The 26,385-nt window shown below is 72.9% G+C and carries 27 protein-coding genes; 14 read left to right on the forward strand and 13 right to left on the reverse strand.

Annotated features, from left to right (window positions below):
• Positions 1-78: 78 nt before the first annotated feature.
• A complete protein-coding gene (locus tag J4709_RS14100; RefSeq protein ID WP_208240922.1) occupies positions 79-840 on the reverse strand; it encodes an SDR family NAD(P)-dependent oxidoreductase in 762 nt (253 codons plus the stop codon).
• Positions 841-1,030: 190 nt separating this feature from the next.
• Here J4709_RS14100 and casG point away from each other — a divergent pair, with 190 nt between their 5' ends.
• Entirely contained in the window at positions 1,031-2,659 is a 1,629-nt protein-coding gene (gene casG, locus J4709_RS14105) for a steroid-24-oyl-CoA synthetase (protein ID WP_208240923.1), read from the forward strand.
• Positions 2,660-2,714: 55 nt separating this feature from the next.
• The gene (locus tag J4709_RS14110; RefSeq protein ID WP_208240924.1) at positions 2,715-3,989 is read left to right on the forward strand and encodes a M48 family metallopeptidase; all 1,275 of its coding nucleotides are present in this window, start codon (positions 2,715-2,717) and stop codon (positions 3,987-3,989) included.
• A gap of 91 nt (positions 3,990-4,080) precedes the next feature.
• On the opposite strand, the gene J4709_RS14115 is transcribed toward J4709_RS14110, so the two are convergent.
• The 4 genes from J4709_RS14115 to J4709_RS14130 form a co-directional block, all read right to left on the reverse strand.
• Positions 4,081-4,686 carry a PaaI family thioesterase gene (locus J4709_RS14115; RefSeq protein ID WP_208240925.1) on the reverse strand — a complete coding sequence of 202 codons (606 nt, stop codon included), beginning with the start codon at positions 4,684-4,686 and terminating at the stop codon, positions 4,081-4,083.
• Entirely contained in the window at positions 4,683-6,896 is a 2,214-nt protein-coding gene (locus J4709_RS14120) for an acyl-CoA dehydrogenase family protein (RefSeq protein WP_208240926.1), read from the reverse strand. The genes J4709_RS14115 and J4709_RS14120 overlap by 4 nt, the downstream gene beginning before the upstream one ends.
• 12 nt (positions 6,897-6,908) lie before the next feature.
• Positions 6,909-8,069: a steroid 3-ketoacyl-CoA thiolase gene (locus J4709_RS14125; RefSeq protein WP_208240927.1), complete on the reverse strand. Its 1,161-nt coding sequence runs from the start codon at positions 8,067-8,069 to the stop codon at positions 6,909-6,911.
• A 76-nt stretch (positions 8,070-8,145) separates the two neighbouring features.
• A complete protein-coding gene (locus J4709_RS14130) occupies positions 8,146-9,750 on the reverse strand; it encodes an acyl-CoA synthetase (protein WP_208240928.1) in 1,605 nt (534 codons plus the stop codon).
• A gap of 249 nt (positions 9,751-9,999) precedes the next feature.
• Between J4709_RS14130 and J4709_RS14135 the strand changes: the two genes are divergently transcribed.
• Entirely contained in the window at positions 10,000-10,920 is a 921-nt protein-coding gene (locus tag J4709_RS14135) for an SDR family NAD(P)-dependent oxidoreductase (RefSeq protein WP_208240929.1), read from the forward strand.
• A 113-nt stretch (positions 10,921-11,033) separates the two neighbouring features.
• Here J4709_RS14135 and J4709_RS14140 read toward each other — a convergent pair whose 3' ends face one another.
• Genes J4709_RS14140 through J4709_RS14150 form a run of 3 tightly spaced genes read right to left on the reverse strand, consistent with a single transcriptional unit; the run spans position 11,034 to position 13,314 of the window.
• Complete coding sequence (locus J4709_RS14140; protein ID WP_208240930.1) at positions 11,034-11,810, reverse strand: SDR family oxidoreductase; 777 nt, start codon at positions 11,808-11,810, stop codon at positions 11,034-11,036.
• Positions 11,811-11,868: 58 nt separating this feature from the next.
• Positions 11,869-12,615, reverse strand: coding sequence for an SDR family NAD(P)-dependent oxidoreductase (locus J4709_RS14145; protein WP_208240931.1), 747 nt, complete (start codon positions 12,613-12,615; stop codon positions 11,869-11,871).
• 60 nt (positions 12,616-12,675) lie between these two features.
• Positions 12,676-13,314 (reverse strand): TetR/AcrR family transcriptional regulator, encoded by a 639-nt coding sequence (locus J4709_RS14150; protein ID WP_208240932.1) that lies wholly within the window; start codon positions 13,312-13,314, stop codon positions 12,676-12,678.
• 186 nt (positions 13,315-13,500) lie between these two features.
• Here J4709_RS14150 and J4709_RS14155 point away from each other — a divergent pair, with 186 nt between their 5' ends.
• Both J4709_RS14155 and J4709_RS14160 read left to right on the forward strand, forming a co-directional pair.
• Positions 13,501-15,027: an FAD-dependent oxidoreductase gene (locus tag J4709_RS14155; protein WP_208240933.1), complete on the forward strand. Its 1,527-nt coding sequence runs from the start codon at positions 13,501-13,503 to the stop codon at positions 15,025-15,027.
• Positions 15,024-16,187, forward strand: coding sequence for an alpha/beta hydrolase family protein (locus J4709_RS14160; protein ID WP_208240934.1), 1,164 nt, complete (start codon positions 15,024-15,026; stop codon positions 16,185-16,187). The genes J4709_RS14155 and J4709_RS14160 overlap by 4 nt, the downstream gene beginning before the upstream one ends.
• Positions 16,188-16,235: 48 nt before the next feature.
• Here the strand turns inward: J4709_RS14160 and J4709_RS14165 are convergent, their stop codons facing one another.
• Together J4709_RS14165 and hsaA are read right to left on the reverse strand one after the other, a co-directional pair.
• On the reverse strand, positions 16,236-17,078 hold the full coding sequence (locus J4709_RS14165; protein ID WP_208240935.1) for an SAM-dependent methyltransferase: 843 nt from the start codon (positions 17,076-17,078) through the stop codon (positions 16,236-16,238).
• Between the two features lie 136 nt (positions 17,079-17,214).
• Complete coding sequence (gene hsaA, locus J4709_RS14170; protein ID WP_208240936.1) at positions 17,215-18,381, reverse strand: 3-hydroxy-9,10-secoandrosta-1,3,5(10)-triene-9,17-dione monooxygenase oxygenase subunit; 1,167 nt, start codon at positions 18,379-18,381, stop codon at positions 17,215-17,217.
• 154 nt (positions 18,382-18,535) lie between these two features.
• Here hsaA and J4709_RS14175 point away from each other — a divergent pair, with 154 nt between their 5' ends.
• Genes J4709_RS14175 through J4709_RS14190 form a run of 4 tightly spaced genes read left to right on the forward strand, consistent with a single transcriptional unit; the run spans position 18,536 to position 21,528 of the window.
• Complete coding sequence (locus tag J4709_RS14175; protein WP_208240937.1) at positions 18,536-19,696, forward strand: 3-ketosteroid-9-alpha-monooxygenase, oxygenase component; 1,161 nt, start codon at positions 18,536-18,538, stop codon at positions 19,694-19,696.
• The gene (locus J4709_RS14180) at positions 19,693-19,950 is read left to right on the forward strand and encodes a ferredoxin (protein ID WP_208240938.1); all 258 of its coding nucleotides are present in this window, start codon (positions 19,693-19,695) and stop codon (positions 19,948-19,950) included. Before J4709_RS14175 ends, J4709_RS14180 begins: the two co-directional genes overlap by 4 nt.
• Positions 19,943-20,743 (forward strand): SDR family NAD(P)-dependent oxidoreductase, encoded by an 801-nt coding sequence (locus J4709_RS14185; protein WP_208240939.1) that lies wholly within the window; start codon positions 19,943-19,945, stop codon positions 20,741-20,743. Before J4709_RS14180 ends, J4709_RS14185 begins: the two co-directional genes overlap by 8 nt.
• Positions 20,740-21,528: an SDR family NAD(P)-dependent oxidoreductase gene (locus J4709_RS14190; RefSeq protein WP_208240940.1), complete on the forward strand. Its 789-nt coding sequence runs from the start codon at positions 20,740-20,742 to the stop codon at positions 21,526-21,528. Before J4709_RS14185 ends, J4709_RS14190 begins: the two co-directional genes overlap by 4 nt.
• Before the next feature lie 45 nt (positions 21,529-21,573).
• Here J4709_RS14190 and J4709_RS14195 read toward each other — a convergent pair whose 3' ends face one another.
• Positions 21,574-22,008, reverse strand: coding sequence for a MarR family winged helix-turn-helix transcriptional regulator (locus tag J4709_RS14195; protein ID WP_208240941.1), 435 nt, complete (start codon positions 22,006-22,008; stop codon positions 21,574-21,576).
• A gap of 47 nt (positions 22,009-22,055) precedes the next feature.
• On the opposite strand from J4709_RS14195, the gene J4709_RS14200 reads away from it, so the two are divergent.
• The 3 genes from J4709_RS14200 to J4709_RS14210 all read left to right on the forward strand — a co-directional run bounded on the left by J4709_RS14200 (position 22,056) and on the right by J4709_RS14210 (position 24,382).
• Positions 22,056-22,892, forward strand: a complete 837-nt coding sequence (locus J4709_RS14200) for an alpha/beta fold hydrolase (protein WP_208240942.1) — start codon at positions 22,056-22,058, stop codon at positions 22,890-22,892.
• Positions 22,893-22,964: 72 nt separating this feature from the next.
• The gene (locus tag J4709_RS14205; RefSeq protein ID WP_208240943.1) at positions 22,965-23,486 is read left to right on the forward strand and encodes an RNA polymerase sigma factor; all 522 of its coding nucleotides are present in this window, start codon (positions 22,965-22,967) and stop codon (positions 23,484-23,486) included.
• The gene (locus tag J4709_RS14210; protein WP_208240944.1) at positions 23,483-24,382 is read left to right on the forward strand and encodes a hypothetical protein; all 900 of its coding nucleotides are present in this window, start codon (positions 23,483-23,485) and stop codon (positions 24,380-24,382) included. The genes J4709_RS14205 and J4709_RS14210 overlap by 4 nt, the downstream gene beginning before the upstream one ends.
• A gap of 43 nt (positions 24,383-24,425) precedes the next feature.
• On the opposite strand, the gene J4709_RS14215 is transcribed toward J4709_RS14210, so the two are convergent.
• A complete protein-coding gene (locus J4709_RS14215; RefSeq protein WP_208240945.1) occupies positions 24,426-24,668 on the reverse strand; it encodes a hypothetical protein in 243 nt (80 codons plus the stop codon).
• Positions 24,669-24,775: 107 nt separating this feature from the next.
• On the reverse strand, positions 24,776-25,153 hold the full coding sequence (locus J4709_RS14220) for an ATP-binding protein (RefSeq protein WP_208240946.1): 378 nt from the start codon (positions 25,151-25,153) through the stop codon (positions 24,776-24,778).
• 177 nt (positions 25,154-25,330) lie between these two features.
• On the opposite strand from J4709_RS14220, the gene J4709_RS14225 reads away from it, so the two are divergent.
• Positions 25,331-26,140 (forward strand): helix-turn-helix domain-containing protein, encoded by an 810-nt coding sequence (locus J4709_RS14225; RefSeq protein WP_208240947.1) that lies wholly within the window; start codon positions 25,331-25,333, stop codon positions 26,138-26,140.
• The gene (locus J4709_RS14230; protein WP_208240948.1) at positions 26,137-26,322 is read left to right on the forward strand and encodes a DUF397 domain-containing protein; all 186 of its coding nucleotides are present in this window, start codon (positions 26,137-26,139) and stop codon (positions 26,320-26,322) included. Before J4709_RS14225 ends, J4709_RS14230 begins: the two co-directional genes overlap by 4 nt.
• Positions 26,323-26,385: the final 63 nt, after the last annotated feature.

Here is a 26,385-nt window from a genome sequence, read left to right on the forward strand (position 1 = left end):
TTTCACCGGCCGCACCGAAGCGGCGGTGGGGTGGGTGGGGTGCGGCGGGGGGCGTGGTCTTTCCGGCCGGCCTGGTGATCAGCCGAAGTACGCCTGGCCGCCGTCCAGCGGCACGGTGGCCCCGGTCAGGTAGCGCATGGCCGGCTGGACGAGGGCGACGACGGCGTTGCCGATGTCGGCCTCGCAGTCGCCGATGTAGCCGAGCGGGATGGTCTTGCGGAACTCCTCCGCCGCCTCCGGGTTCGCCTCCGCCCACTGCTTCAGCCCAGGTGAGAGGGCATGCGGGGCGATGGAGTTGGCGCGGATGCCGTCCGGCCCCCACTCGGCGGCGGCCGTCCGGGTGAGCGAGCGCAGCGCCTGCTTGGCCGCCGCGTACGCGCCGTACGTCGCCGGGTCCCAGCGGACCATCGCGGACGTGACGAGGTTGACGATGCTGCCGCCGCCGCGCGCCTTCATGTGCGGGTGGCACGCCTTCATGAACGCGAACGCCGCGAACGGCCCGGTCATGAAGCCCTTCTGGAACTTGGCGTCGCTCATCGTCAGCAGCGGCCCGTAGGCGCCCGAGTAGGCGTTGTTGACGAGGATGTCGACGCCGCCGAACCGGGCGGCGACCTCGTCCACCACGCCGGGGATCGCCTCGGTGTCGGCCACGTCGCAGGCGAACGGCCCGGCTTCGGCGCCCCGCTCCCGGACGAGGCCGCACGTCGTCTCCAGCTTGGCCGCCGTCCGGCCGAGCACCGCGATCGCCGCGCCCTCCGACGCCAGCGCGAGCGCGATCCCCTGGCCGACGCCCTGGCCCGCGCCGGTGACGATCGCGACCTTGCCGTCGAGGCTTCCCATGTCATCCCTCCGCATCCGTCCTGGTGCGGTCATGGTGATGTGACGCGGCCCACCCGTTCGCCGCAGTCCCGCTCACCGGGAACGCTCCAAATCGACCGGGTAACCTGCGGCTCGTCTCGCTCAGCGGAAAGACCCGCTGGGAAGCGCGGCCGAGGTGAGAGCCTGCGGCCACGCGAGGAGGAGGCCCCCGATGCCCACGACGGCGATGGAGATCATGCAGCGGCTCACCGGTCCCGGCGGCGAGTTCGAACTGCGCGAGGAGGACGTCCTCGGCGCCCGGCTGCCGGTGTTCGCCGGACGGCCCCGCAGCCTCGGCGAGGTGCTCGCCCGCTCCGCCGAGCACGGCGACCGCGACTACATCGTCACGGCGACGCGCCGGCTGAGCTTCGCCGAGCACGCCGCGCAGGCCGCGTCGCTGGCGAAGGCGCTGCGCGACGACCACGGCGTGCAACCGGGCGACCGGATCGCCATCGACGCCGCGAACTCCCCGGAGTGGATCGTCGCGTTCTGGGGCGCGATCGCCGCGGGCGCCATCGCCGTCGGCTACAACGCCTGGTGGGCGCCCCGCGAGATCGAGTACGCGCTCGGCCACACCGAACCGGCGATCGTCGTCGCGGACGCCAAGCGCGCCGCGCAGATGCCCGCCGGGACCCGCGTCCTGACGATCGAGGAGGACGTCCCGGCCCTCGCGGCCCGCTACCCGTCCGCCGCCCTCGACGTCCCGGCCGCCGCCGAGGACGACCCGGCGGTCATCCTCTACACCAGCGGCACGTCAGGCCGCCCGAAGGGGGCGGTGCACTCGCACCGCAACCTCGCCTCGGTGATCGAGTACCACCGGCTGAACGACGCGCTGCTGCGCGCGTTCGGCGACCCCACCGACCCGGCGACCCGCAGCTACCTGCTCGCGCTCCCGCTGTTCCACATCGCCAGCCTGCACAACCTCGCCGTCCCCCGGCTCGCCACCGGCAGCGCCGTGGTCATGCACGAGGGCGCGTTCGACGTCGACAAGGTGCTGCGGCTGATCGAGAAGGAGCGCGTCACGAACTGGGGCGCCGTCCCCACGATGGCGAACCGGATGATCGAGCACGGCGACCTGTCCCGCTACGACACGTCCTCGCTCACCGGGTTCGCGCTGGCGTCCGCGCCGTCCTCCCCCGCGTTCAAGGAGAAGCTGCGCGCCGCGTTCCCGCCGGCCGCGAACGCCCTCGTCGACAGCTACGGCCTCACCGAGACCTGCACCGGCGTCGCCGTCGCGTCCCCCATGGACCTCGCCGAGTCCCCGGGCACCCTCGGCCGCCCCGTCGCCGGCGTCGCGCTGGAGATCCGCGACCCCGACGGCAAGCCGCTGCCGGAGGGCGAGGAGGGCGAGGTCTGCGTCCGCAGCGCCTACAACATGCTCGGCTACTGGCGCGACGAGGACGCCACCGCCCGCGCCATCGGCCCGGACCGCTGGCTGCGCACCGGCGACATCGGCACCGTCGAGCAGGGCCGGCTCCGCCTCACCGCCCGCCGCTCCGACCTGATCATCCGCGGCGGCGAGAACGTCTACCCCGCCGAGATCGAGAACGCCCTCGCCGAGTACCCGGGCGTCCGCGAGTGCATCGTCCTCGGCGTCCCGCACCCCGACCTCGGCCAGGAGGTGCTCGCCGTCGTCGTCTTCGGCGGCACCCCCGCCACCGGGGACGAGCTGGCCGCCTTCGCCCGCGACCGCCTCGCCTACTTCAAGGTCCCGTCCCGCTGGAAGATCACCACCGCGCCCCTCCCCCGCAACGCCACCGGCAAGGTCATCCGGCGCGAGGTCGAGAAGACCCTCGGCTGATTCGTTACCGGACGAACCGGCCGGCACCCCGAAGATCGCCCTAAGATCCTCGGCCATGACCGGAGTGATCACGCCCGACCAGTGCCCGGACTGCGCCGACCCGCTGACGCCGGTGGCGGGCTTTCCGGCCTGGTGCGCGGCCTGCGGGTGGGGCGTGATCACGGCGCCCGCCACCCCGGTCCCGCGGCCCGGCCTTCTCCGCGCGCGCCTCGACCAGAGGTCGGCGCGGATGGTGGAGTCGCTGTACGAGGAGGTGGCGGGCTCCCCCGCGCACCGCCCGGGATGGGACGCCGCGCGGGTCGCCTCCTACGGGGTCGCGCTCTGCGTGCACGCGCTGGCCGTCGCCCTCGCCGCCACCGCCGTCTGCCTGATCGTCCTGATCCCGAACATCGTGACGGTCGTCCTGGCGATCGTGGCCGCGCTGATCGCCTGGGCGATCCGGCCGCGCTTCGGCAGCCTGCGCAAGACACCGGACGTCCGCCGCCGCGACGACGCGCCCGCCTTGTTCGGCCTGCTCGACCGGGTGGCGTCCGAACTGGGGGCGCGGTCGATCGACGCCGTCGTCCCGTCCGAGGCGTACAACGCCGGCTATGCCGCGCTCGGGCTGCGCCGGCGCCGTGTCCTGGTCCTCGGGCTCCCGCTGTGGGAGGCGATGCCGCCCGGGCAGAAGGTCGCGCTGCTGGGCCACGAATTGGCGCACGGCGTGAACGGCGACGCCAGGCACGGGGTGATCGTCGGCACGTCCCTGTCCACGCTGGGCCGCCTGCACGGCCTCCTCCGGCCGGGCCCTAGGGACCACAGGCAGAACTACTTCATCGACCTCGCGGTGCGGACGATCCAGCGGGCGGCAAGCGGCCTGGTCGCCGCCGTGTTCGTCCTCCAGCGGGCGCTCACCCTCCGCGCCGGGCAGCGGGCCGAGTACCTCGCCGACGACCTCGCCGCCCGGATCGCGTCACCGGCCGCCACCGCCGACATGCTCGGCACCCTCCTGGTCGCGGAGGACACGCACGCCACGACCGTCCAGCAGCACATGCTCAACGACCGCAAGACGGACTACTGGGACGCCTACCGCGACGCGCTCGCCGCCGTCCCCGAGTCCGAGCGCGAACGCCGCCGCCGCACCGCCGCGCACCGGGCCCTGCGCGTGGACGAGAGCCACCCGCCCACGCATCTGCGCATGGCGGTGCTGCGCGGCCGTCCGGCCGCCGAACCGGCGGTCGCCATGGAGCCCGGTGAGGAGGAGCGCATCCGCGCCGAACTCGCCGCCGACTACGGCACGATCGCCCGCCGCCTCCGCGACGACGCCCGGGAGCGGCTCTACCGGCACTGATCCGGGACATGCGCGATCGGCCGTAGATGCGTTCTACGCCGAACGCATCTACGTGATCTCGGGCGAGAATCGGCGGCCCACCGCACAAGGGTCAGCGGGGGCGGGGTAGCGGCTTGGCTATGAAGAGGCCCTCGGCGGTGACGCAGGTGCGGCCGGCGGCGGCGATGGCGCCGGTGGTGCGGATCTTGCGGCCGTCGACGGAGACCTGGCGGGCGGTGACGGTCAGGGGCTCGAACAGCGGCGTCGGGCGGTGGTAGCGCAGGGTCAGCTCGGCGGTCATGCCGGACGTGCCGGCCCGGCCGTTCGCGACGCCGAGGGTGTGGTCGAGCAGGAGGGCGGAGACGCCGCCGTGGACGCTGGACGGCGGGCCCTGGTAGGGCAGGCCGAGCGTGACGGTGCTCTCGATGGAGCCGTCCGGGCGGCCGGTGTAGGCCAGCGGCGGGGCGATCGGGTTCTCCGGGCCGGCGGCCGGGTCGTGGCGGGTGTTGCCGTCGCCGCGCCACATGTTCACCAGGCGGTCGCGCAGCGGCGGGGCCTGGGCTTCGAGGTCGTCGGCGACGGCGTTGAGGCGGTCGGCGATGCCGGCCATGTCGGCGCCGGAGATGTCGCCGGCGCGGACGAGCGCGTCGATCACCCGGCGGGCCGCGGCGGCGGCACCGTCCACGCCGCAGCGCCCGGTCTGCAGGTCCATCGTCATGAGGCCCTCCCGGCCGGCCGCGGGTCGCGGGGCAGCCCGAGGATCCGCTCGCCGATGATGTTGAGCTGGACGTCGGTGGTGCCGCCCGCGATCGACATGTTGCGGGAGTTCAGGAACATCCAGGTCGGGTCCTGCATGCCCCCGGCGCCCTCGCCGGTCAGCGCGTCCGCGCCGATCCAGTCGACGGCGGTCTCCCAGACCTGCTGGATGTGCTCGACGCCGATGAGCTTGCCGATGCTGGACTCGGCGCCGGGCTGGCCGCCGGCGAGGGACCGCAGCGTGGTGCGCAGGCCGAACAGGCTGCTGGACTGGGCGTCGCAGAGGATGCCGCCGAGGGTGGTGAGGCGCTCCCCGTTGGCTCCGTCCGACGAAGGGGAACCGCCGCCGCCGGACGCGGCGAGTTCGAGGAGGGCCTCGCCGCCGCTGCCGAGCGAGGAGTCGTTGGACAGCGAGACACGCTCGTTGGCGAGGGTGGTGCGGGCGAGCTTCCAGCCGTCGCCGGGCCGCGCGACGAGCAGGTCGTCGGGGATGAAGACGCCGTCGAGGAAAACCTCGTTGAACAGCTCGTCGCCGGTCAGCTCGCGCAGGGGACGGATGTCGATGCCCGGCGATCTCATGTCGAGCAGGAAGTACGACAGGCCCTTGTGCTTGGGGACGGACGGGTCGGTGCGGGCGAGCAGGATGCCCCAGTCGGCCTCGCGGGCCATCGACGTCCAGACCTTCTGCCCGGTGATCTTCCAGCCGCCGTCGGTCTTCTCGGCGCGGGTGGACAGGGCGGCGAGGTCGGAGCCGGCGCCGGGTTCGGAGAACAGCTGGCACCAGCGGATGTCGCCGCGCAGCGAGGCGGGCAGGAACCGCTCGTGCTGGGCGGGCGAGCCGTGCGCGATCAGCGTCGGGACGACCCAGTTGCCGATGATCATGTCGTGGGCGCGCAGGTCCGCGGCGCGCATCTGCTCGGAGATGACGAGCTGGGTGACGGCGTCGGCGCCCTTGCCCCAGGGGGCGGGGAAGTGCGGGGCGGTGTAGCCGCGGTCGGCGAGGTAGCGGGTGCGCTCCTTGCCGGTGAGGGCCTTGGCGGGAGCGAGTTCGGCGCGGATCTCGGCGCGGATCGTCTCGGCCTCCGGCGGCAGGTCGACGCCGAGTTCGCGGCGGACGCCGTCGAGGGTGAGGGTCGCGACGCGGCGCCGCCAGGAGGGGGTGGAGCCGAGCAGGACGCGCAGGGTCTGGGTGCGGCGCAGGTAGAGGCTCGCGTCGTGCTCCCAGGTGAAGCCGATGCCGCCGAGGGTCTGGATGCAGTCCTTGGCGGTCTGGAAGGCGGCCTGGACGCTGGTGGCGGCGGCGAGGGACGCCTCGCCGGGCTTGGCGGCGGGGTCGTCCTGGGCGCGGGCGGCGTCCCAGGCGCAGGCGCGGGCCTGCTCGGCGTGGGCGAGCATGCGGGCGCAGCGGTGCTTGACGCCCTGGAACTGGCCGATGGGGCGGCCGAACTGCTCGCGGACCTTGGCGTACTCGGCGGCGGTGGTGGTCGCCCAGTCGGCGAGGCCGGACGCCTCGGCGGCGAACAGGGCGGCGGCGAGGTCCCGCACGTCCTGCGAGTCGACATTCACGACCGACTCCGGGGGGACGGTCGCGTTCTCCAACCTGACCCTGGCCAGGCGGCGGGTGAGGTCGTGGCTCGGCAGGGCCTCGACCGTGACGGCGTCGCGCGGCAGCACGGCCCAGACCGCGGCGTCGCCGTCGGCGGCGGGCAGGACGAACACGTCGGCGAGCTGGCCGCCGAGTACCGGGGCGGAGACGCCGTCCAGCACGACCCCGCCGCCGTTGGAACGTGCCACCGTGAGGCCGCCCGAGTCGAGACCGACCGCGCCGAGCACCCCGCCCGACGCCAGTCCTGAGAGGTGCTCGGTGTGCCCGGCGCGGTGCAGCACCGCGCTCGCGAGGACGGTCGGCAGGAACGGCCCGGGCGTGATCGCGCGGCCCAGCTCCTCCAGCACGACGGCCAGCTCGACCAGCCCGTACCCGGCGCCGCCCGCGTCCTCCGGCAGGTGCAGGCCGAGCAGCCCCTGCCCGGCGAGGTCGTCCCAGAACGCGGGCGCCTCCTCGGCCCCGGCGTCGACGGCGGCGCGGACGACCGCCGGCGTCACCCGCCGGGACGTGAAGGCCCGCACCGCGTCCCGCAGGTCGCGGTGCTCCTCGGTCAGCCCGATGGTCATATGCGTGAGTCCTCAGATCCGTTCGATGATGGTGGCGGTGGAGTGCGCGCCGCCGGCACACATGGTGACGAGCGCGGTGGACTTGTCCGCCCGCTCCAGCTCGTTCACGGCCTGGGTGATCAGCCGGGCGCCGGTGGAGCCGACGGCGTGGCCGAGGGCGATGGCGCCGCCGTTGACGTTGACCTTGTCCATGTCGGGCTCGTGCACCGACGCCCACGACAGCACGACCGACGCGAACGCCTCGTTGATCTCGACGAGGTCGATGTCGGAGAGCTTCATCCCGGCGCGGTCCAGCACGTGCGCGGTCGCCTCGACGGGGCCGTCCAGGTGGTAGTACGGGTCGGAGCCGACCATGCCGGACGCGACGATCCGGGCGCGCGGCCGGAGCCCGAGCGCGGCGGCCTTCTCCGCCGACATCAGCAGCACGGCGGCGGCGCCGTCGCTGATCTGCGAGGAGTTCCCGGCGGTGTGGATCCCGTCCGGGATGACCGGGTTCAGCTTCGCCAGGCCCTCGGCGGTGGTGTCGCGCAGGCCCTGGTCGCGGGTGACGACGGCGGTCTCGCCGGTCGGCCCCTCCTTGGTCATGACGGGCGCCTCGATCTGCACGATCTGGCCGGCGAACCGGTCCTCGTCCCACGCGCGCCGCGCCTTGGCCTGCGACGCGAGGCCGAGCGCGTCGGCGTCCGCGCGGGTGATGCCGCGCTTCTTCGCGATCCGCTCGGCGGCGGTGAACTGGTCGGGGTAGTCGATCTCCCAGCCGTCGGGGGCCGGGCTGCCGGTGCCGGGCGCGAGGGCCTGGCCGAGGAACACCCGGCTCATCGCCTCGACGCCGCAGCCGATGCCGGCGTCGATGGCGCCGGACGCGATCAGTCCCGCGATCAGGTGCACCGCCTGCTGCGACGACCCGCACGCGCAGTCGATCGTCGTGCAGGCCGTCGTGTAGGGCAGGCCCGCGTACAGCCAGGCGTTGCGGGTGACGTTGTTGGACTGCTCACCGACCTGCGTCACGCAGCCGCCGACGACCTGCCCGACCGCCGCCGGGTCGACGCCCGCGCGCTCCAGCAGCCCCTTCTGCGCCAGGCCGAGCAGCTGCGCCGGGTGCAGCCCGGACAGCGCGCCGTAGCGCTTGCCGACCGGCGTCCGGACGGCGTCGACGATCACGGCCTCAGCCATGGGTTCTCCTTCGGTCTTCGTTGACTTGCGGCGTGTCGTCCTTAAGAGCGGCCTTTTAAGGCCGACACGCCGCAAGTCAACGGGTGTGGTCGGTGAGGACGCGCTTGGCCCAGCGGTAGTCGGCCTTGCCGCTCGGCGAGCGGACGACCTCGTCGGTGAAGGCGACGAGCGCCGGGATCTTGTAGCCGGCGAGGTGCTCGCGGCAGTGCGCGCGCAGGTCGTCGGTGGTGGCGGACGTGCCGGGCCGCAGCTCGACGACGGCGGCGACGCGCTCGCCGAACCGGTCGTCGGGGACGCCCGCGACCAGCGCGTCCATCACCGCCGGGTGCGCCTTGAGCGCCTGCTCGACCTCCTCGGGGAAGACCTTCTCGCCGCCGGTGTTGATGCAGCCGGAGCCGCGGCCGAGGACGACGGTGGTGCCGTCGGCCTCGACGCGGGCCATGTCGCCGAGGATCGCCCACCGCGTCCCGCCGACCACCGGGAACGTGCGGGCGGTCTTGTCCGGGTCGTTGTGGTAGCCGAGCGGGACGTGCCCGGACCGCGCGACGACGCCGAGTTCGTCCGACCCCGGCGGGATCGGGTTCATGCCGGAGTCGACGACGGTGAGGCGCGGGTTCGGGGCGATCCGCATCAGCCCGTCCGCGCCGACCTGGATGCTGCCGTCGATGCCGGACTCGGACGCGCCGAACCCGTTGTTGATGTAGATGCCGGGGATGAGCTCGGCGAACTCCTGCTGGACGCTGCGCGAGAAGATCGCGCCGCCCGAGCCGACGACCTTCACCGACGACAGGTCGTACCCGGCGCCGTGCGCGCGGATCGCGTCGGCGAGCGGGCGGGCGATCGCGTCGCCGACGACCGTGACGATCATCGGCTTCTCGCGCTCGATCTGGCCGAGCGTCGCGATCGGGTCGAAGCGCCGCGCCAGGATCACGTGCGAGCCGCCGTACAGGGCGATGAGCAGGGTGTACGCGGCGGCGCCGTGCATCAGCGGCATCGTCAGCAGGTAGCCGAACCCGGTGCCGGCCTTCGCGGCGGTGGCGAGGTCCTCGGCGGTGAGGTGCGGGTCGCCGTACGGGTTCCCGCCGCTGACGGCGGCCATGTAGAAGTCCTCGTGCCGCCAGACGACGCCCTTCGGCAGGCCGGTCGTGCCGCCGGTGTAGAGGACGTAGTGGTCGTCGGGGCTCCGGCCCTCGCGGAGGGACGGGTCGGGCTCGCCCGGTTCGGCGGCGTAGTCGGCGACGTTGATCCGGGACGGCCATTCCGGCGCCTCGCCGGTCGTGACACCCGACCGGACGATCTCGACGTGCCGCAGGTCGGGGCAGTCGTGCGCGACGCGGGCGGCGGGCGGCGCGTACTCCTCGTCGACGACCAGGGCGGCGAGGCCGGCGTCGCTGTAGAGGTGGTGCAGCTCGCGGTCGGTGTACCGGTAGTTGATGTTGACCGGGACGGTCCGCGCCTTCAGGCAGCCGAGCAGGGTCTCCACGTACTCGATGCCGTTGGGCATGTGCACGCCGACGTGCTCCCCTGGGCCGATGCCGGCCTCGCGCAGCGCGCGCGCCACCGCGTCCGCGCGCGCGTCGAGCTCGGCGAAGGTGAGCCTGCGCTCGTCGCAGACCACTGCGAGGCGGTCCGGAACGGCCGCGGCCACCGCCTCGAACAGGGACGCCAGCTGAAGTGTCATGGCGGCGACACTAGAATTGGTTCTCACCGCTGGCAAACGCCGTCCCACTCACCGGTCCGCCCCGACCTCCGGACCAGCCCGGATCCGCTCAGCGGGACGCCCGCCGCGAGCGAACTAGAATACGTACTAGTCTCCGTCCGGCCGATTCCACCGGCGCCCATCCCGCCGACGCGAATCGCACCGACACCACAGTCACACCGACACCACAGTCGCACCGACACCAGTCGTACGGACACACCGGGAGCACCGATGAACGCTGACCTCTCCCTGGCGGGCCGCACCGCCGTCGTCACCGGCGCGGGCGCCGGGCTGGGCCGCGCCGAGGCCCTCGCGCTCGCCGCGCAGGGCGCCAACGTCGTCGTCAACGACGTGGGCCCGGCCGCCGAGAAGGTCGTCGCCGAGATCACCGGCGCGGGCGGGAACGCGATCGCGGTCACCGGGGACGTCGGCGACTGGTCGATGGGCGACACCCTCGTCTCCGCCGCCGTCGACACCTACGGCTCGCTGGACGTGCTGGTCAACAACGCCGGCGTGCTGCGCGACAAGATGCTGTTCAACCTGTCCGAGTCCGACTGGGACGACGTCATCCACGTCCACCTGAAGGGGCACGCGGCGGTGTCGCGCGCCGCGGCCGTGCACTGGCGGGCGGCGAGCAAGGCCGCCGGCGGCCCGGTCTACGGCCGCGTGGTCAACACCGCGTCCGAGGCGTTCCTGTTCGGGTCGGCGGGCCAGCCGAACTACTCCGCCGCGAAGGCCGGCATCGTCGCGCTGACCCTGTCCACGTCCGCGGGCCTCGGCCGGTACGGGGTGCGCGCCAACGCGATCTGCCCGCGCGCGCGCACGTCGATGACCGAGGCGACCTTCGGCGAGGGCACCTCCCCCGGCGGCCTGGACGCGATGGCGCCCGAGCGCGTCGGCACGTTCGTCGGCTACCTCGCCTCGCCCGCCGCGGAGAAGATCAGCGGCCAGGTGTTCATCGTGTACGGCGACATGGTCGCGCTGATGGCCGCGCCGGTCGTCGAGCAGAAGTTCACCGCCGGGAACGGCGTGTTCTCCGTCGAGGAGTTCGGCGCGCAGGTCACCCCGTACTTCGAGGGACGCGACCCGCACAGGACCTACGCGGCCTACAGCGTCGCCAAGCTGGACGACACCGGCACCAACGCCCGCTGACCGGCACGTCCGAAGGCCGCCCCCGGCGCGGAGGGGCGGCCTTCGGCGCTTTCGGCAGCCTTTCAGAAGACGGTGCCGCTCAGAAGACGGTGCGGCTCAGAAGACGGTGCAGCTCAGAATACGGATGGGCCCCGCAGGGTGGCCTCGGCCCCGCCGTCCACGTAGACGACCTGGCCCGCCATGTGCGAGTTCGCCGGCGACACCAGCCAGGCCAGCGCCTCGGCGATCACGATGGGGTCGGCGTACCCGTTCAGCGGCATCGGCACCGCCTCGTTCATGATCTTGAACATCTTCTCGTCCTCGAACAGCGGCGCGCTCATCGGCGTCCGGACGACGCCCGGCGCGACCGCGTTCAGCGGGATGCCCGCGCCCGCCCACTCCGGCGACACCGACACGCGCCGCAGCCACTGCGCCAGCGCCGACTTCGACGACGGGTACAGCTTGTTGCCCTTCCCGCTCTCCAGCACCCGGTCCGCCGCCGCGAGCGCGGCGGGCTCGTCGCCCTCCAGGCAGGCGCGCAGCACCGCGTCGTCCAGCGGCTGCGTCCCGGAGATCGACCCGACCACGGCGGCGCGCGGCGCCCGCGCCTCGGCGAGCGCGGGGCGCAGGCCGTCCAGCAGCGCGACCGCGCCGAAGTAGTTGACCTGGACGGTCAGCGGCGTCGGCCCGGTGACCCCGGCGCAGGCGACGGCGCCGTCGAGCGCGCCGCCGGAGCGTTCCAGCACCTCCGCGACGGCCTGGATCCGGCCCTCGGCGGTGCTGAGGTCGGCGCACACCTCGGCGTCGCGCAGATCGACCCCGACGACCTCGTCGCCCTGCTCGCGCAGCAGCTCCGCAAGCGTCTTCCCGATGCCCGAGGCCGACCCGCTCACGGCGATGGTGCGTCCCATGTACGACTTCCTTTCGAGTGTCCCAAGACGGTCCGGACGGCCCGGCCGCCCGGGCGGGCTACATGTGCGAGCCGCCGTCGACGCGCAGCTCGGCGCCGGTCAGGTAGCCGGCGTCGGACGACGCGGCGAACGCGATGACGGACGCGATCTGCGCCGGGTCGGCGACCCCGAACGGCGCGACGATCCGCGCGAAGTAGCTGAGGTCGATCCCCTTGGGGAACATGTCCGCCCTGGTCAGCGGGGTGTTGACGGTTCCCGGGGAGATCGGCACGACGCGGATGCGGCGGGCCGACAGCTCGGCGGCGAGGCTCAGCGAGAACGCCAGCACGGCGCCCTTGGACGCCGCGTACGCCGTCATGTACGGGTTGCCCTGCGTCGCCGACAGCGACGAGGTGTTGATGATGACGCCGGTGCCGTCGGGCAGGTGCTTGAGCGCCTCGCGGCAGAACAGCGCGGTGCCGACCATGTTGACGGTGAAGATCCGGGTGAGGTCCTCGGCCGACAGCGTCTCGATCGGGGTGGTCTTGTGCACGCCCGCGACGTTGACGAGGACGTCGATGCCGCCGAGCGTGTCCGCCGCGCCCGCGACCGCGGCGATCACGGCGGGCTCGTCGGTGACGTCGGCGACCCGCGTGGCGATGGTGCCCGGCCCCGCGGCGCCGGCGGCGGTCTCGGCGAGCCCGTCCGCGGACAGGTCCACCGCGTAGACCGCGGCGCCCTCGGCGGCGAGCCGGTGCGCGGTGGCCCGCCCGATGCCGGACGCGGCGCCGGTGAGCAGCACTTTCACGCCGTCATAGCGATTCATGCCGGAACGCTAACCGCGGTCCGGCGCGCCCGCCGGGACGGTCCCGATGAACGGGAGCGTCTACTCCGCCGCGTCCCCCGGGGGCTTGCGCGGGGCGTTGGAGCGGGGTGCGAGCAGCAGCTTGCAGGCCAGCCGGATGTCGGTCTCGACGTCCGCCATGGACGCGCGCCCGTTCAGGCTCGACTGCAGCACGCCGTACCAGCACTGCATCAGCAGCCGGACGAGCGTGACGTCCTGCGCGGTCGGCACCTCGATGCCGACGGCGCGCAGCAGGATCTCGCGGAAGGTGTTGTCGATGTGGACGGTGTCGGCGACCGTCGCGACGTGCGCGGTGTTGGACGCGTGCAGCATCGACGTCGACAGCACCGGCTGCGCCATCAGGTACCGGCTGGCCTGCACGAGCAGGTCGGCGACGGCCTCCTCGGGGGCGGTGCCGGCGGCGGGCTCGGTGACCTGGTCGCGGAGCCGGTCGACCTGCGCGGCCATGACGCCGGTGAACAGGTGCACCTTCGACGGGAAGTACCGGTACAGGGTGCCGATCGCGACCCCGGCGGCCTTCGCCACCTCGTGCATCTGGACGCGTTCGAGGGACTTCTCCGCGCCGATGCGCGCCGCCGCGCGCAGGATGCGCTGGCGGCGGTCGTGCTGCTCGGGTGAGCTCGGCTCGGCGGACAGCCTCGCCGACGCGATCCTCGCCACGGTGTCTCCCCCATGGTCCTTCCGGTGCCCGCACGGTCCTTTCCCGTACCGACAAGGAACAATATCCGGAGTCCCGGCACGTCCCGCGATCGTCGATACCGGTCAGTGGGACCGGGCGTCCCGGTGCGCCGCGCCCCCGCTTACCTTGTGGCCGCGCCAGCACCCGAGGCTCGAAGGGGACGTCACGTGGGAAACGCCGGGGAATCGTGGGACGACGAATACGACGTGGTCGTGGCCGGTTCGGGGGCCGGCGCGATGGCGGGGGCGCTCGCGGCGGCCTCCGGCGGGCTGCGGACGGCGGTGCTGGAGAAGACCGGGGTGCTCGGCGGGACGTCGGCGTACTCGGGTTCGGCGATCTGGCTGCCCGGCACGCGGGTGCAGGAGCGGGCCGGGATCGGCGACTCGGCCGGGTCGGCGCGCACCTACCTGCGGGCGCTGATCGGCGACGGCACCGCCGCGCACCGGGAGGCGTTCCTGGAGACGGCCCCCGAACTGGTGGAGTTCCTGGAGCGGGACCCCGCGATCGAGTTCGAGTTCCAGCCGTTCCCCGACTACTACGACGCGCCCGGCCGCATGGACATGGGCCGCTCGTTCGTCCCGCTGCCGCTGCCCGCCGAGCGGCTCGGTGAGCGGGCCGGGCTCGTCCGGCCGCCGGTCGACCGGGACCGGGCGGGGCGCGGGCATTCGGCGTCCAAGCCGCTGGTGCAGGGCCGGGCGCTGATCGGCCGGCTGCTGCTGGCGATCACCGAGACGGGCAACGGCGACGTCCGCACCGGCACCGCGCTGACGGACCTGGTCGTCGAGGACGGCCGGGTCACCGGCGTGGTCGCGGCGACGGCGGACGGCCCGGTCCGGCTCCGGGCCCGGCGCGGCGTGCTGCTCGCGGCCGGGGGGTTCGAGTCGTCGGCCGAGTTGCGCGGCGAGCGGGCCGTCCCCGGCGGCGCGGGCTGGACGATGGCCCCGGACGGCGCCAACACCGGCGACGCGATCACCGCGGCGACCGCGATCGGCGCGGCGACGGGCCTGCTCGACCAGGCGTGGTTCTGCCCCGGCGTGCTGACGCCGGACGGGCTGCCCGCGTTCACGCTCGGCTTCCGCGGCGGCCTCATCGTGGACGGCGCGGGCCGCCGGTTCGCCAACGAGTCCCTGCCGTACGACCAGATGGGGCGGCGGCTCGCGGCGGCCGAGGGACCGTTCCATCTGATCTTCGACGCCCGCTCGAAGGGGCTGCCGGCGATCTCCGTCCCGCCGGTGGCGCTGGAGGAGCAGGTCGCGTCGGGCAGGTGGATCGAGGCGGGCTCGCTCGCCGAGCTCGCCGCCAGGACCGGCCTTCCCGCCGACGCGCTCGCCGCGACCGTGGAACGGTTCAACGGCTTCGCCGCGAAGGGCGTCGACGAGGACTTCCACCGCGGCGAGGACCCCTACGACCTGTTCTTCACCGGCGGTAAGCCGGGCCTCGGCCCGGTCGGCGAGCCGCCGTACTACGCGGCGGAGATCGTGCTCAGCGACCTCGGGACGAAGGGCGGCCTGCGCACCGACCCCGACGCCCGCGTCCTCGACGGCTCGGACCGCCCCGTCCCCGGCCTCTACGCCGCGGGCAACACCAGCGCTTCGTTCACCGGCCCCGTCTACCCCGGGCCGGGCATCCCGATCGGATCGGCGATGGCCTTCGCCTACCGCGCCGTCCAGGACATGAGGAGGAACCGCACTTGACTTCAGCCAGGGGGCGCGCGGCCGCGATCGCGGCCGCCGCCGTCACCGCGGCCGGCCTCGCCACCGCGCTTCCAGCCCAAGCCGACCCGGGTCACCGGGGGACGCTGCTCTCCAGCCGGCCGCTGCACACCGCGGCGGCGCTGCCGTCCGCCTCGTCCACCCGCGCGATCAGCTACGTCTCGGAGGGCGTCGGCGGCAAGCGCATCACGGTCACGGGCACCGTCGCCGTGCCGAAGGGCAAGGCGCCGCGCGGCGGCTGGCCCGTGCTCAGCTGGGCGCACGGCACGACCGGCACCGCCGACGCGTGCGCGCCGTCCCGCGACACCGCCGACGGCCCCGCGCACGACTACCTGTCGATCACCGAGGGCTACCTCGACAAGTGGGTGGCGCGCGGGTTCGCCGTCGTCCAGACCGACTACGAGGGCATGGGCACGCCCGGCGGGCACCCGTACCTGAACGGCGTGAGCGAGGCGAACACCGTCCTCGACATCGTCCGCGCCGCGCACCGCGTCGACCCGCACATCGGCCGGAACTTCTACGTCGCCGGCCACAGCCAGGGCGGGCAGGCGACGCTGTTCACCGCCGCCGCGAAGAAGGCCGGCGACGTCCGGCTGAAGGGCGCCGTGTCGATCGCGCCCGGCTCGCACATGGCCGAGACGGCGCAGTACGTCCGGACGGGCTACCCGGGCGCGGAGCTGGCGGTGCCGTTCCTGTTCGTCCAGCTCAACGGGGTGAAGGCGGCGGACCCGTCGTTCCACCCGGAGGACCTGCTGACCTCGGCGGCCGCGAAGGTGCTGGAGTCCGGGCAGCGCGACGCGTGCCTCGCCCAGCTGAGGGAGGCCGGTTCGTCGATCCCGCCGAAGGAGGTCTTCCGCCCGGACGCCGACCTGACCGCGTTCGACGCCTACTACAACGCGCAGGAGCCGAGCGCCCTCGACCTGCGCGTGCCGACGTTCGTCGCGCAGGGAACCGCCGACACGTCGGTCTCGCCCGCCGCGACGAAGGGCGTCGTGGCCGACCTGTGCAAGCGGTACCCGGACATCTCCTACCGCGAGTACGAGGGCGCCGACCACCGCGCCAGCATCGGCGCGTCCTTCGACGACGCCTTCAGGTTCGTCCAGGCCGTGCAGTCCGGCCGCCAGCCCGCCGGCACCTGCTGACGGCTCCGGCGCGCCGTCCCCTCAGCCCGGGGGGCGGCGCGCCGCGCGTCATTTGACCAGGACGCCGCCGTACTCGCAGAGGTCGGGGTGGCTCTTGGACGCGCCCGAGAACCGGACGAGCTCGGCGGGCACGGGCGCGAGCGGCGGCTGGTCCGGGTCGGGCCGCCAGTCCCGGATGTCGACCAGGCCCGGCTCGACGGGCGCCGGGCCGGCGAGGAGCGCGTCGACCTCCTCGCGGCTGCGGGTCCGCCACGGCATGCCCGCGCCGTTCGCGCGGGCGTCCATCTCGGTGCGGCGCTCCGGGTCGGACGAGGTGATCTGGGTGAACACCAGGTGGCTGCCGGGCACGGCGCGGTCCAGGACGGCGTGCACGACGCCGCGGGGGTCGTCGCCGTCCAGCAGATGGTGCCCGATCGACAGGTAGAGGACGGCGAGCGGCTCGGAGAAGTCGATCAGCCGCCGGGTGTCGGGGTGGGCGAGGACCGCGCCGGTGTCGCGCATGTCGCCGTTGATGACCGTGGTGCTGCCGTCGCCGGCGAGGAGCGCGCGGCCGTGCGCGAGCACGATCGGGTCGATGTCGACGTAGACGACGCGGGCGTCCGGCGCGAACCGCCGCGCGACCTGGTGGACGTTGTCGTTGGTCGGCAGCCCGCAGCCCATGTCGATGAACTGGCGGATGCCCGCCTCCTGCGTGAGGTACCGCACCGCCCGGTAGAGGAACAGCCGGTTCTCCCGCGAGATGTCGACGATCTCGGGGAACGCGGGCAGGTGGGCGAGCGCGAACCGGCGGTCGATCTCGTAGTTGTCCTTGCCGCCGAGCGACCAGCCGTAGATGCGCGCCGAGGCCGGGACGTCCGTGGGGATCGGGATGGCCGGCTGCTCGTCGGTCATGGCGCTGCTCCGGGCGTCGGGAGAGGACGGAGATCATCACGGTAACCCGTCCCGCGGCCGCGGGACGGGTGAATCGTGAAGAAGATCCACATTCAGCCGGGCCGGGCCGGGACGAGCGGCCCGGCGGGCCGGCGCGTCAGACGAGGTTGTCCTCCACGGCGAGGCCGAACTCGCCGCGCCCGTACATCGACAGCGCGTGCTCCACGTCGTTCGCCACGTGCACGCTGCCCGCGTGCGCGTCCCGCCACGCCCGCTCGATCACGTTCCCGCGGTGCAGCGAGTTGCCGCCCGCCGTCTTGAACAGGATGTCGATCGCGTCGATCGCCCGCTCGGTGCCGCGCACCTGGTCGCGGCGCGCGCGCAGCCGCAGCTCCATCGGGATCTTCTCGTTGCGGACCGCGTAGTCGTAGATCTCCCGGACGTTCCGGTCGGTCTGCAGGATCGCCGCGTCGATCTCCGACGCCGCCCGCGCGACCGCGACCTGCGCGAACTGGTCCTCAACGAACCGGCCGCCGCCGAGGCTCAGCCGGATCCGGTCGCGCATCCGCGCGACGTACAGGTCGTGGCAGCCCGCCGCCATCCCGATCACGCTCGCCGCGACGGTCGTGGTGAAGATCGTGCCGAACGGCAGCCGGTACAGCGGCCCGGTGTTGACCTTGCGGCCCGCCGTGCGCAGCTGCGCCTGGTCGAAGTTGCGCATCGCGCGGTGCGCGGGCACGAACGCCCGGTCCACGACGATGTCGTCGCTGGCCGTGCCGCGCAGCCCCATCGAGTCCCACACCCGGCGGACCTCGTAGTCCGCCTTCGGGACCAGCACGGTCATGAAGTCGACCGGACGGCCCTCCGCGCCGACGACCAGCCCGCCGAGCAGCGCCCAGTCCGCGAACTCGCAGCCGGACGAGAACGCCCACCGCCCCGACACCTCGAACCCGCCGTCCACCGGGGTCAGCCGGCCGATCGGCGCGTACGACGAGGCGGCGAGGACGTCCGGGCCCGGCCCCCACACCTCGCGCTGCGCCTCGTCCGGGAACAGCCCGAGATGCCAGGAGTGGACGCCGAGGACCGCGGTCACCCAGCCGGTCGAGCCGCACGCCCCGGAGACCGCCCGGACCACCTCGTAGAAGGCGACCGGGTCGTCCTCCGCGCCGCCGTACCGGGACGGCTGCAGCATCCGGAACACGCCGGCGGCGGTGAGCTCCTTCATCGTCTCGGCCGGGATGCGGCCCTTCTCGTCCACGGACCGGGCCCGCTCGGCGATCCCCGGCAGCAGCTCCCGCACGGCTTCCAGGACCTCGTTGCTCATGCCCGCTCCTCGCTCCCGCCTTTTCCGTTCCGGCCCTCGCAGGACACCATGTCACCGTGCCGCCGCGGGGACGTACGTCCCGGCCACCGGGACTTCCGGGACCGGACCGCGGCGCTCGACCTACCGTTCGAATCACCCGTCCATCGCTGAAGGGATGATCCACGTGACCGCAACCGAGTCGGACGCCGTCCGCAAGATCGAGGCGGAGGCCATCTCCTCCCGTTTCGCCCGGGGATGGCACTGCCTCGGGCTGGCCGAGACGTTCAAGGACGGCAAGCCCCACACGGTCAACGCGTTCGGGCAGAAGCTCGTGGTGTTCACCGGTGAGGACGGCAAGACCAACGTCCTGGACGGCTACTGCCGGCACATGGGCGGCGACCTGTCCGACGGCACCGTCAAGGGCAACGAGATCGCCTGCCCGTTCCACGACTGGCGCTGGGGCGGCGACGGCCGCTGCAAAAAGATCCCGTACGCGCGCCGCGTCCCGCTGCGCGCGCGCACGGCCGCGTGGCCGACGATGGAGAAGAACCAGCTGCTGTTCGTCTGGAACGACCCGGAGGGCAAGCAGCCGCCGGATGACGTGACGATCCCGGTGATCGAGGGCGCCGCCCGCGCCGACTGGACGGACTGGCGCTGGACGGAGCAGGTCGTCCACACCAACTGCCGCGAGATCATCGACAACGTCGTCGACATGGCGCACTTCTTCTACATCCACAACTCGTTCCCGACGTTCTTCAAGAACATCTTCGAGGGACAGGTCGCGACGCAGATCATGAAGGGCAAGAGCCGGCCGGACGCGCGCCGCGAGGCGAGCGGCAGGGGCGGGCCGCGGATGCTCGGCAACACCTCCGTCGCGTCCTACCACGGCCCGTCGTTCATGATCGACGAGCTGACGTACCACTACGAGGGCTACGACCTGCAGTCGGTGCTGATCAACTGCCACTACCCGATCGACGAGCACTCGTTCTCGCTGCACTCGGGGATCATCGTCCAGCACAGCGACAAGCTGCCGCCGGAGGTCGCCGAGGCGACCGCGGAGAAGCTGTCCACCTTCATCCTCACCGGGTTCGAGCAGGACGTCGCGATCTGGAAGCGCAAGGCCCGCATCGACAACCCGCTGCTGTGCGAGGAGGACGGCCCGGTCTACCAGCTGCGCCGCTGGTACCAGCAGTTCTACGTGGACGCCGCCGACGTGCAGCCGGAGATGACCGACCGGTTCGAGTTCGAGATCGACACGACGCGGCCGGTCGAGTCGTGGGAGAAGGAGGTCGAGGAGAACCTCGCGCGCCGGGCCTCCGAAGGGGCCTCGGCGTGACGGTCCGCCAGGACGAGCGGCTGGCGGACGGGCCGCTGCTGCCCGTCCGCTGCCGCCGCTGCGCCGCCGAGGTGCTGGTGCGCAAGTCGAGCTGGGAGCAGACGAGCATCCAGTGGACGGCGCAGGCCCGCGCCGCCTGCCCCGAGCTCGCCGCGGACCCGCACGAGACGTGCCCGGCGCTGCGCTCGGCGATCCAGGAGGCCGCGCTGACCGGGGCGATCACGGTGGTGGACGATCAGGTGATCGATGAGTGAGGCGCTGGCCGGCCGGTCCGCGATCGTGACGGGCGCCGGCGACGGCATCGGGCGCGGCGTCGCCCGCCGGTTCGCCGCCGAGGGCGCCCGCGTCCTGGTCGCGGAGCTGAACCCGGAGACGGGCGAGCGGGTCGCCCGCGAGCTGGCCGAGGAGTTCGGGGCGGACGCCCGGTTCGTCCCGACCGACGTGACCGACCGCGACCAGGTCGAGGCCATGGTCGCGTTCTGCGCGGACCTGTGGGGAAGCGTGGACGTCCTGGTCAACAACGCCTGGGGCGCCGGGACCGTCAGCCGTGTCGAGACCAAGACCGACGAGCAGCTCGCCCGCGGTTTCGCGATGGGCTACTACGGCCCGTTCTGGGCGATGCGCGCCGCGTTCCCGCACATGAAGAAGCAGGGCTGGGGGCGCGTGATCAACATGTGCTCGCTGAACGGTGTCAACGCGCACATGGGCAGCCTGGAGTACAACTCGGCGAAGGAGGCGCTGCGCACGCTGACCCGCACGGCGGCCCGCGAGTGGGCGCCGACCGGCGTCGTGGTCAACGCCGTCTGCCCGGGCGCGAAGAGCGCCGCGTTCCACCGGATGGCGGCCGAGCACCCCGAGATCGAGGCCGCCGCCGACGCCGCCAACCCGATGGGCCGCCTCGGCGACCCCGAGACCGACATCGCGCCGGTCGCGGTGTTCCTGGCCTCCGAAGGCGCCCGCTACCTGACCGGAAACACCCTGTTCGTGGACGGCGGCTCGCACATCAACGGCGTCGCCTGGACCCCGGACCTGGACGGAGAACAATGATCGACCGCTATGGCCCGTGGGCCGTCATCGCCGGCGGCTCCGAGGGCGTCGGCTCCGCCTTCGCCCACCGGCTGGCCGACGCGGGGCTGAACCTCGTGCTGATCGCCCGCAAGCCCGAGCCGCTGGAGCGCACCGCCGAGGAGGTCCGCGCCAAGGGCGTGCAGGTCCGCACCATCGAGCTGGACCTCGTCGCCCCGGACCCGCTGAAGCGGATCCGGGAGGTGACCGACGGCCTGGACGTCGGGCTGCTGATCTTCAACGCGGGCGCCAACAGCTACGGCCACGAGTTCGTGTCCGGCGACCTGGACCGCTTCCAGGGCGTCATCGACCTGAACATCACCGCGCAGCTGTCCCTGACGCAGCACTTCGGCGCGCTGATGAAGGAGCGCGGGCGCGGCGGGATCCTGCTGGTCGGCTCGCTCGCCGGCTACATGGGCCAGCCGCAGATCAGCATCTACTCGGCGGTGAAGGCGTTCGGCCGCGTGTTCGCCGAGGGGCTGTGGCTGGAGCTGCGCGAGCACGGCGTGGACGTGCTGGAACTCGTCCTCGGCGTCACCCGCACCCCGGCGATGGAACGTGCCGGCCTCAACATGGACATCCCGGGCCTGAACGTCGCCGAGCCCGACGACATCGCCCGCGAGGGCCTGGAGCACCTCGCCGACGGCCCGATCTGGGTCGCGGGCGGCAACTACCGGGCCGCGCAGAAGCGCGCCGGCTTCCCCCGCGACGAACTCGTCTCGGGCGCCCACGAGGCCATGAAGCGGATGCTCCCGAAGCCGTCCTGACCTCTGCTCTCTCCGGCCGCCCCGGCTCGTCCGGGGCGGCCGTCGTCATGCCGTGCCGCCGACGTGCGACTCGTAGAGCCGCTTCAGCAGAGCGTTCAGCCGGGCGCGTTCCGCCGGGTCGAGGGCGCTCAGGAACCCGTCCTGCTCCTCGGCCGCCGCGTCCGCGACCGCCTTGACGAGCGCGCTCCCCCGTCCGGTGAGTGCGACGGTGCGGCGGCGCCGGTCCGTCTCGTCCGGACGCCGCTCGACGAGGCCCCGCTTCGCCAGGGAGTCGAGCACGGCGACGATGTTGCGGGCGTCCACGGCGACGAGCCCCGCGAGCCGCCGCTGCCCCTGCGGGCCGTGCTCGTCGAGCGTCACCAGGACCGCGTACTGCCCCTGCGTCAGGTCGTGCGCGGCGAGGAACGCCGTCCACGACCGCGCCGTCAGCGACCCCAGCCGGGCCAGCAGGAATCCCGTCCCCCGCTCGTAGGCGTTCACAACCGCATTCTAGACATGCTTCATGTGCTTTGTGATAGACATGGAACATGTCAATTCGTGAGGCCCGCGTCCCCATCGACGGCCACGTGCTTTACGTCGCCGAGTCCGGCGACCCGCACGGGCGGCCGTTCCTGTTCCTGCACGGCTGGCCCGAGTCATGGCGGACGTGGACGGGCGTCATGGCCGCCGCGCCCGCCGGCGCCCGCTTCATCGCGATCGACCTCCCCGGCATCGGCGAGTCCACCGGGCCCGCCACCGGCGGCTCCAAAACCGCCCTCGCCGAGCTCGTCCACAGCCTTGTGGACGAGCTCGGCCTGGCCGACCTCACCCTCGTCGGCCACGACGCCGGAGGCATGATCGCCTACGCGTACCTCCGCCGGTACGCCGTCGCCCGCGCCGTCATCATGAACACGGTGATCCCCGGCGTGGCCCCGTGGAACGACGTCCTGCGCAACCCCTACATCTGGCACTTCGGCCTGCACGCCGTCCCGGCACTGCCTGAAACGCTCGTCCGGGGCCGCGAGCGCGAGTACTTCGACTACTTCTACGACGTGCTGTCCGCCGACCCGTCACGCATCACCCCCGAATCACGCGCCGCCCACGCCGCCGCCTACGGCGGCGCCGCGCTCACCGCCGGCTTCGACCTCTACCGCGCGTTCACCCAGGACGCGAAGGACAACGCCGCCCACACCGACCCCACCCCGACCCCGCTCCTCTACCTGCGCGGCGACGGCGAGGGCGGCGACATCGACGCCTACGCGCAAGGCTTCCGCGACGCCGGCGTCCGCGACCTCACCACCGCGACCATCAAGGACACCGGCCACTTCGCCCAGGAGGAGCAGCCGGCGCAGGTGTGGTCGCACATCGAATCCTTCGCCGGGTGAAAGATCGCGGGGGTCCCATGACATGTGCAGGTGACCGCCCCAGAGGAGGCCGCATGCGGAGGACCCCCGCACATGGATGAGAAGGAGTTCGCGGACGTGTACGCCGCGACCCACAGAGCACTGCTCGGCTACGCGCTGCGCCGCTGCGACACCCCCGAGGACGCCGCCGACGTCGTCGCCGAGACCTTCACGATCGCCTGGCGGCGCGCCGCCGACGTCCCGTCCGGCGACGAGGCCCGGCTGTGGCTGTTCGGGGTGGCGCGCCGCGTCCTCGCCAACCACCGGCGCGGCGTCCGGCGCCACGAGCACAAGACGGCGGCGCTGCGCGCCGAACTGTCCGCGCCCGTCCACGACGACTCCCCCGTCGCCGAGGTGTTCCACGGCCTCCCGGCCCGCGACCGCGAACTCCTCACGCTCGTCGCGTGGGAGGGGCTGTCCGTCCCGGAGATCGCCGCGGTGCTCGGCTGCTCCCGCAACGCCGTGAGCATCCGCCTGCACCGCGCCCGCAAGCGCTTCGCCCGCGCCCTGCGCGCCGCCGGAGTCGACCGACGCGAGCCGGGCAGGCCCGTCCTGAGCAGGAGCGAGCTGGCATGACGAACCCGGTCGACGACCTCGTGGCGTCCCTGAACCCCGTCCGCGCCGACGCCGTCGCACCATCGGACGCGGCGTCCCGCACCCTCCTGACGGCCATCACCACGGAGCCCGCCCCGGCCCCGCGCCGCCGCTTCCGCCCGCACCTGCGCCTGCGCCTGCGCCTGCGCTTCGCGGTCGCCGCCGCCGTGGCCGTCGCCGCCACCGCGGCGCTCACCGCCCTTCCCGCCCGCGACTCCGGCCCGCTGCGCAGCTACGCCAACGCCGCCGTGCGGATCGACGTGACGGGCGACGGCGAGTACGAGGTCGAGGTCAAGGACGCCTACGCCGACCAGCGCGAGTTCCGCGAGGCGTTCGCGAGGTTCGGCCTGGACGTCCGGCTGCGGATCGTGCCGGTGTCGCCCGGCGAGGAGCGCCGGGTCGTCCGCGTCGGCCCCCTGCACGCCGCGAGCGGCGACCTGCCGCCGGGCGGCGTGACCGGCACGTCCGACACCGACCTGACATGCCCGGCGGACCGGGGCGCCTGCCCGCTCCGCGTCCGGCTCGGCGGCACGATGTTCCATCTGGAGGGCGCCGACATCGTCCTCGGCCGCATCGCCCGCCCCGGCGAGCTCTACCAGGACACCGGGCCGAGGCCCGGCGACCACCCGAAGAGCCTGGACCTCACCGGCCGCACCGTCCGCCAGGCCCTCGCAGACCTCGACCGCCGCGGCCTGACCTGCGCGTTCTTCCTCGGCGAGTTCAAGCCCGACGGCTCGGGCGGCGGCTGGGACGCGCCCGCGACCTGGCGTCCTTCCGGCGACCGCCGCATCACCGGCGCCTGGATGCGCAGCTCGAACTCGGTCGGCCTCGTCGTCACCCCGCAGAAGGGCGACCCCGAACCCGTCCCGGACAACTGACCCCGCGCCCGTGCTCCCGAGGCCGGGGCACGGGCGCACCGTCTCACCACGTCGCCGGGAACATGCGGTGCCTGAGCAGCCGGCCGACCCTTTCGGCCGCCGCATTGACGTCCCCGCACGGGAACAGGAAACGGCTCCGACCTCGCAGCGCCTCGCAATAGGCCCACCCGGTTCCGGGCACGGCGCGCACGCCCACGACGACGCCCACGTCCTCGGCGACGCCGCTCGCATAAATCCACAACAGCGGCTCCGCAAAAGGAAAGCGGTCGTCCCGGTAGAACTTCACGCACCGCCAGCCGTCCATTCGCACGGCGACGGACAAGTGATCCAGATATCGGACGGCGCATTCCCTGCGCCGGTACGTCCGCCACTTCGGGAGAACCCGGCCGGGCATCAGAAGGCGACCTCCGCCCAGACCCACTTGCCGGGGCTCGTCCGCTCCACACCGCACCGGCTCGCGAGGGCCTGGACGATCGGCAGGCCCCATCCGCCCGTCCCGTCGTCGTGCCCCGCGTCCAGCGCGCACGCGTCGGGGACGATGTCGTCCGGTGCCAGTTCCACCACCGGCTTGGCGACCGGCAGGGCGTCCGAGGCGTCCCACACCCGGAGCACGACGGCCCGCGCCTCCCGCACGAACCTGATCCGGATCTCCCGGTCCGGCGTGCTTTGTATCGCATTCGCGACCAGTTCCCCGGCAATGAGATGAACGTCCCCCACCAGGGCCGGCAGACCCCATTCGGCGAGCCGAAACTCGATCAGCGCCCGCACCATACCCGGCACCGTGGACGCCGCCAGGCAAACCACGTCCAAGTCGCCCGAATTAGCGGCTTTAATCCCCACGACCTCCCCCTTCCTTCCCGGGTTTTCCAGGACAAGAGTGCGGCTCGCTGATTACCCTGACCACACTTTCAGCACCATCGAAAACAAAGGATCTACAGGGAGGGACCGATGGAAAGCCACGACGCGCTCGACCCGCGCTCCTCGCTCTGGGACCTCGTCGCAGTCCAACTGCGAAATCTCCGCACGACCCACGGTTGGACGTGCCAGCAGGTAGGCGACGTCGCCAGGGCCAGTCGCTCGCATGTTTCAAACTGGGAAGCGGGCCGCCGCCGCCCGAATCAGGCGAACCTCGCACCACTCGACGAGGCATGGGACACCGCCGACCTGCTGACGTCCCTCGCCGAGCACGCCAAGAACGGCCAGGACCGCCCCCGGGCCGGCTCCTTTCTCGAATACGAGCGCACGGCCACGTCGATCAAGAACTACACGTCGGACGTCGTCTTCGGGCTCCTGCAAAGCGAGGGCTACGCAAGGGCGCTCTTCCGGCGGGGCGGAGTGGTGGACGATATCGACGCCGCAGTCGCGGAACGACTCGGACGCCAAGAACGCCTCTATGAAGCGAAGCCGCCCAAGCTCTGGGTGATCCTGGCACAGCCGGTGCTGTGGTGGCAGGTGGGCGACTCACGAGTGATGCGAGGGCAGCTCGAACATCTACTTGAGGTCGCACGGCTCGAGCACGTGAGTCTGAGAGTGTTCCCCGTCTCGGCCGGCTGGCCGGGTGTCAGCGGCTCACTCAGCCTCATGGCCACGAGTGACAGCGAGGTCGCTTATCTGGAATCCGGGCGCATGGGGAGGGTCGTCGAGCGCCCCGTCGAAGTTCGTGAGCTGAGCGTAGGCTACGACGGGATCGGAGCACGTGCGCTTCCCGAAGACCAATCCCGAACGCTGATCGAGCACATGCTGGGACTGATGAGATGACCACTTGGCGAAAGTCCAGCTACAGCGACGAGACCGGGGGCCAGTGCGTCGAATTGGCTCGCCTTTCCCACGGCATCGGCATCCGTGACAGCAAGAACCCGGAGGCGGGCCACCTCCGGCTCCCCCGCTCGGCCTTCGCCGCCCTCCTCACCGATCTGAAGCGTGACCAACCGTCCAACTGACGGACGCGGGACGAGGACCGGTGCGTTGAGTGTCGGCATGTCGCCCTTAAGGAGCGGGTTTTA

Origin of the sequence: Actinomadura violacea, assembly GCF_017573465.1 — a bacterium.
Taxonomy (GTDB): Bacteria; Actinomycetota; Actinomycetes; order Streptosporangiales; family Streptosporangiaceae; genus Spirillospora; species Spirillospora violacea.

Bases quoted from the DNA above. Each gene is read 5' to 3' on its own strand.
- J4709_RS14100 (WP_208240922.1), bottom strand. From the start codon at position 840: ATGGGAAGCCTCGACGGCAAGGTCGCGATCGTCACCGGCGCGGGCCAG.
- casG (WP_208240923.1), top strand. From the start codon at position 1,031: ATGCCCACGACGGCGATGGAGATCATGCAGCGGCTCACCGGTCCCGGC.
- J4709_RS14110 (WP_208240924.1), top strand. From the start codon at position 2,715: ATGACCGGAGTGATCACGCCCGACCAGTGCCCGGACTGCGCCGACCCG.
- J4709_RS14115 (WP_208240925.1), bottom strand. From the start codon at position 4,686: ATGACGATGGACCTGCAGACCGGGCGCTGCGGCGTGGACGGTGCCGCC.
- J4709_RS14120 (WP_208240926.1), bottom strand. From the start codon at position 6,896: ATGACCATCGGGCTGACCGAGGAGCACCGCGACCTGCGGGACGCGGTG.
- J4709_RS14125 (WP_208240927.1), bottom strand. From the start codon at position 8,069: ATGGCTGAGGCCGTGATCGTCGACGCCGTCCGGACGCCGGTCGGCAAG.
- J4709_RS14130 (WP_208240928.1), bottom strand. From the start codon at position 9,750: ATGACACTTCAGCTGGCGTCCCTGTTCGAGGCGGTGGCCGCGGCCGTT.
- J4709_RS14135 (WP_208240929.1), top strand. From the start codon at position 10,000: ATGAACGCTGACCTCTCCCTGGCGGGCCGCACCGCCGTCGTCACCGGC.
- J4709_RS14140 (WP_208240930.1), bottom strand. From the start codon at position 11,810: ATGGGACGCACCATCGCCGTGAGCGGGTCGGCCTCGGGCATCGGGAAG.
- J4709_RS14145 (WP_208240931.1), bottom strand. From the start codon at position 12,615: ATGAATCGCTATGACGGCGTGAAAGTGCTGCTCACCGGCGCCGCGTCC.
- J4709_RS14165 (WP_208240935.1), bottom strand. From the start codon at position 17,078: ATGACCGACGAGCAGCCGGCCATCCCGATCCCCACGGACGTCCCGGCC.
- hsaA (WP_208240936.1), bottom strand. From the start codon at position 18,381: ATGAGCAACGAGGTCCTGGAAGCCGTGCGGGAGCTGCTGCCGGGGATC.
- J4709_RS14175 (WP_208240937.1), top strand. From the start codon at position 18,536: ATGATCCACGTGACCGCAACCGAGTCGGACGCCGTCCGCAAGATCGAG.
- J4709_RS14185 (WP_208240939.1), top strand. From the start codon at position 19,943: ATGAGTGAGGCGCTGGCCGGCCGGTCCGCGATCGTGACGGGCGCCGGC.
- J4709_RS14190 (WP_208240940.1), top strand. From the start codon at position 20,740: ATGATCGACCGCTATGGCCCGTGGGCCGTCATCGCCGGCGGCTCCGAG.
- J4709_RS14200 (WP_208240942.1), top strand. From the start codon at position 22,056: ATGTCAATTCGTGAGGCCCGCGTCCCCATCGACGGCCACGTGCTTTAC.
- J4709_RS14205 (WP_208240943.1), top strand. From the start codon at position 22,965: ATGGATGAGAAGGAGTTCGCGGACGTGTACGCCGCGACCCACAGAGCA.
- J4709_RS14210 (WP_208240944.1), top strand. From the start codon at position 23,483: ATGACGAACCCGGTCGACGACCTCGTGGCGTCCCTGAACCCCGTCCGC.
- J4709_RS14220 (WP_208240946.1), bottom strand. From the start codon at position 25,153: ATGGTGCGGGCGCTGATCGAGTTTCGGCTCGCCGAATGGGGTCTGCCG.
- J4709_RS14225 (WP_208240947.1), top strand. From the start codon at position 25,331: ATGGAAAGCCACGACGCGCTCGACCCGCGCTCCTCGCTCTGGGACCTC.
- J4709_RS14230 (WP_208240948.1), top strand. From the start codon at position 26,137: ATGACCACTTGGCGAAAGTCCAGCTACAGCGACGAGACCGGGGGCCAG.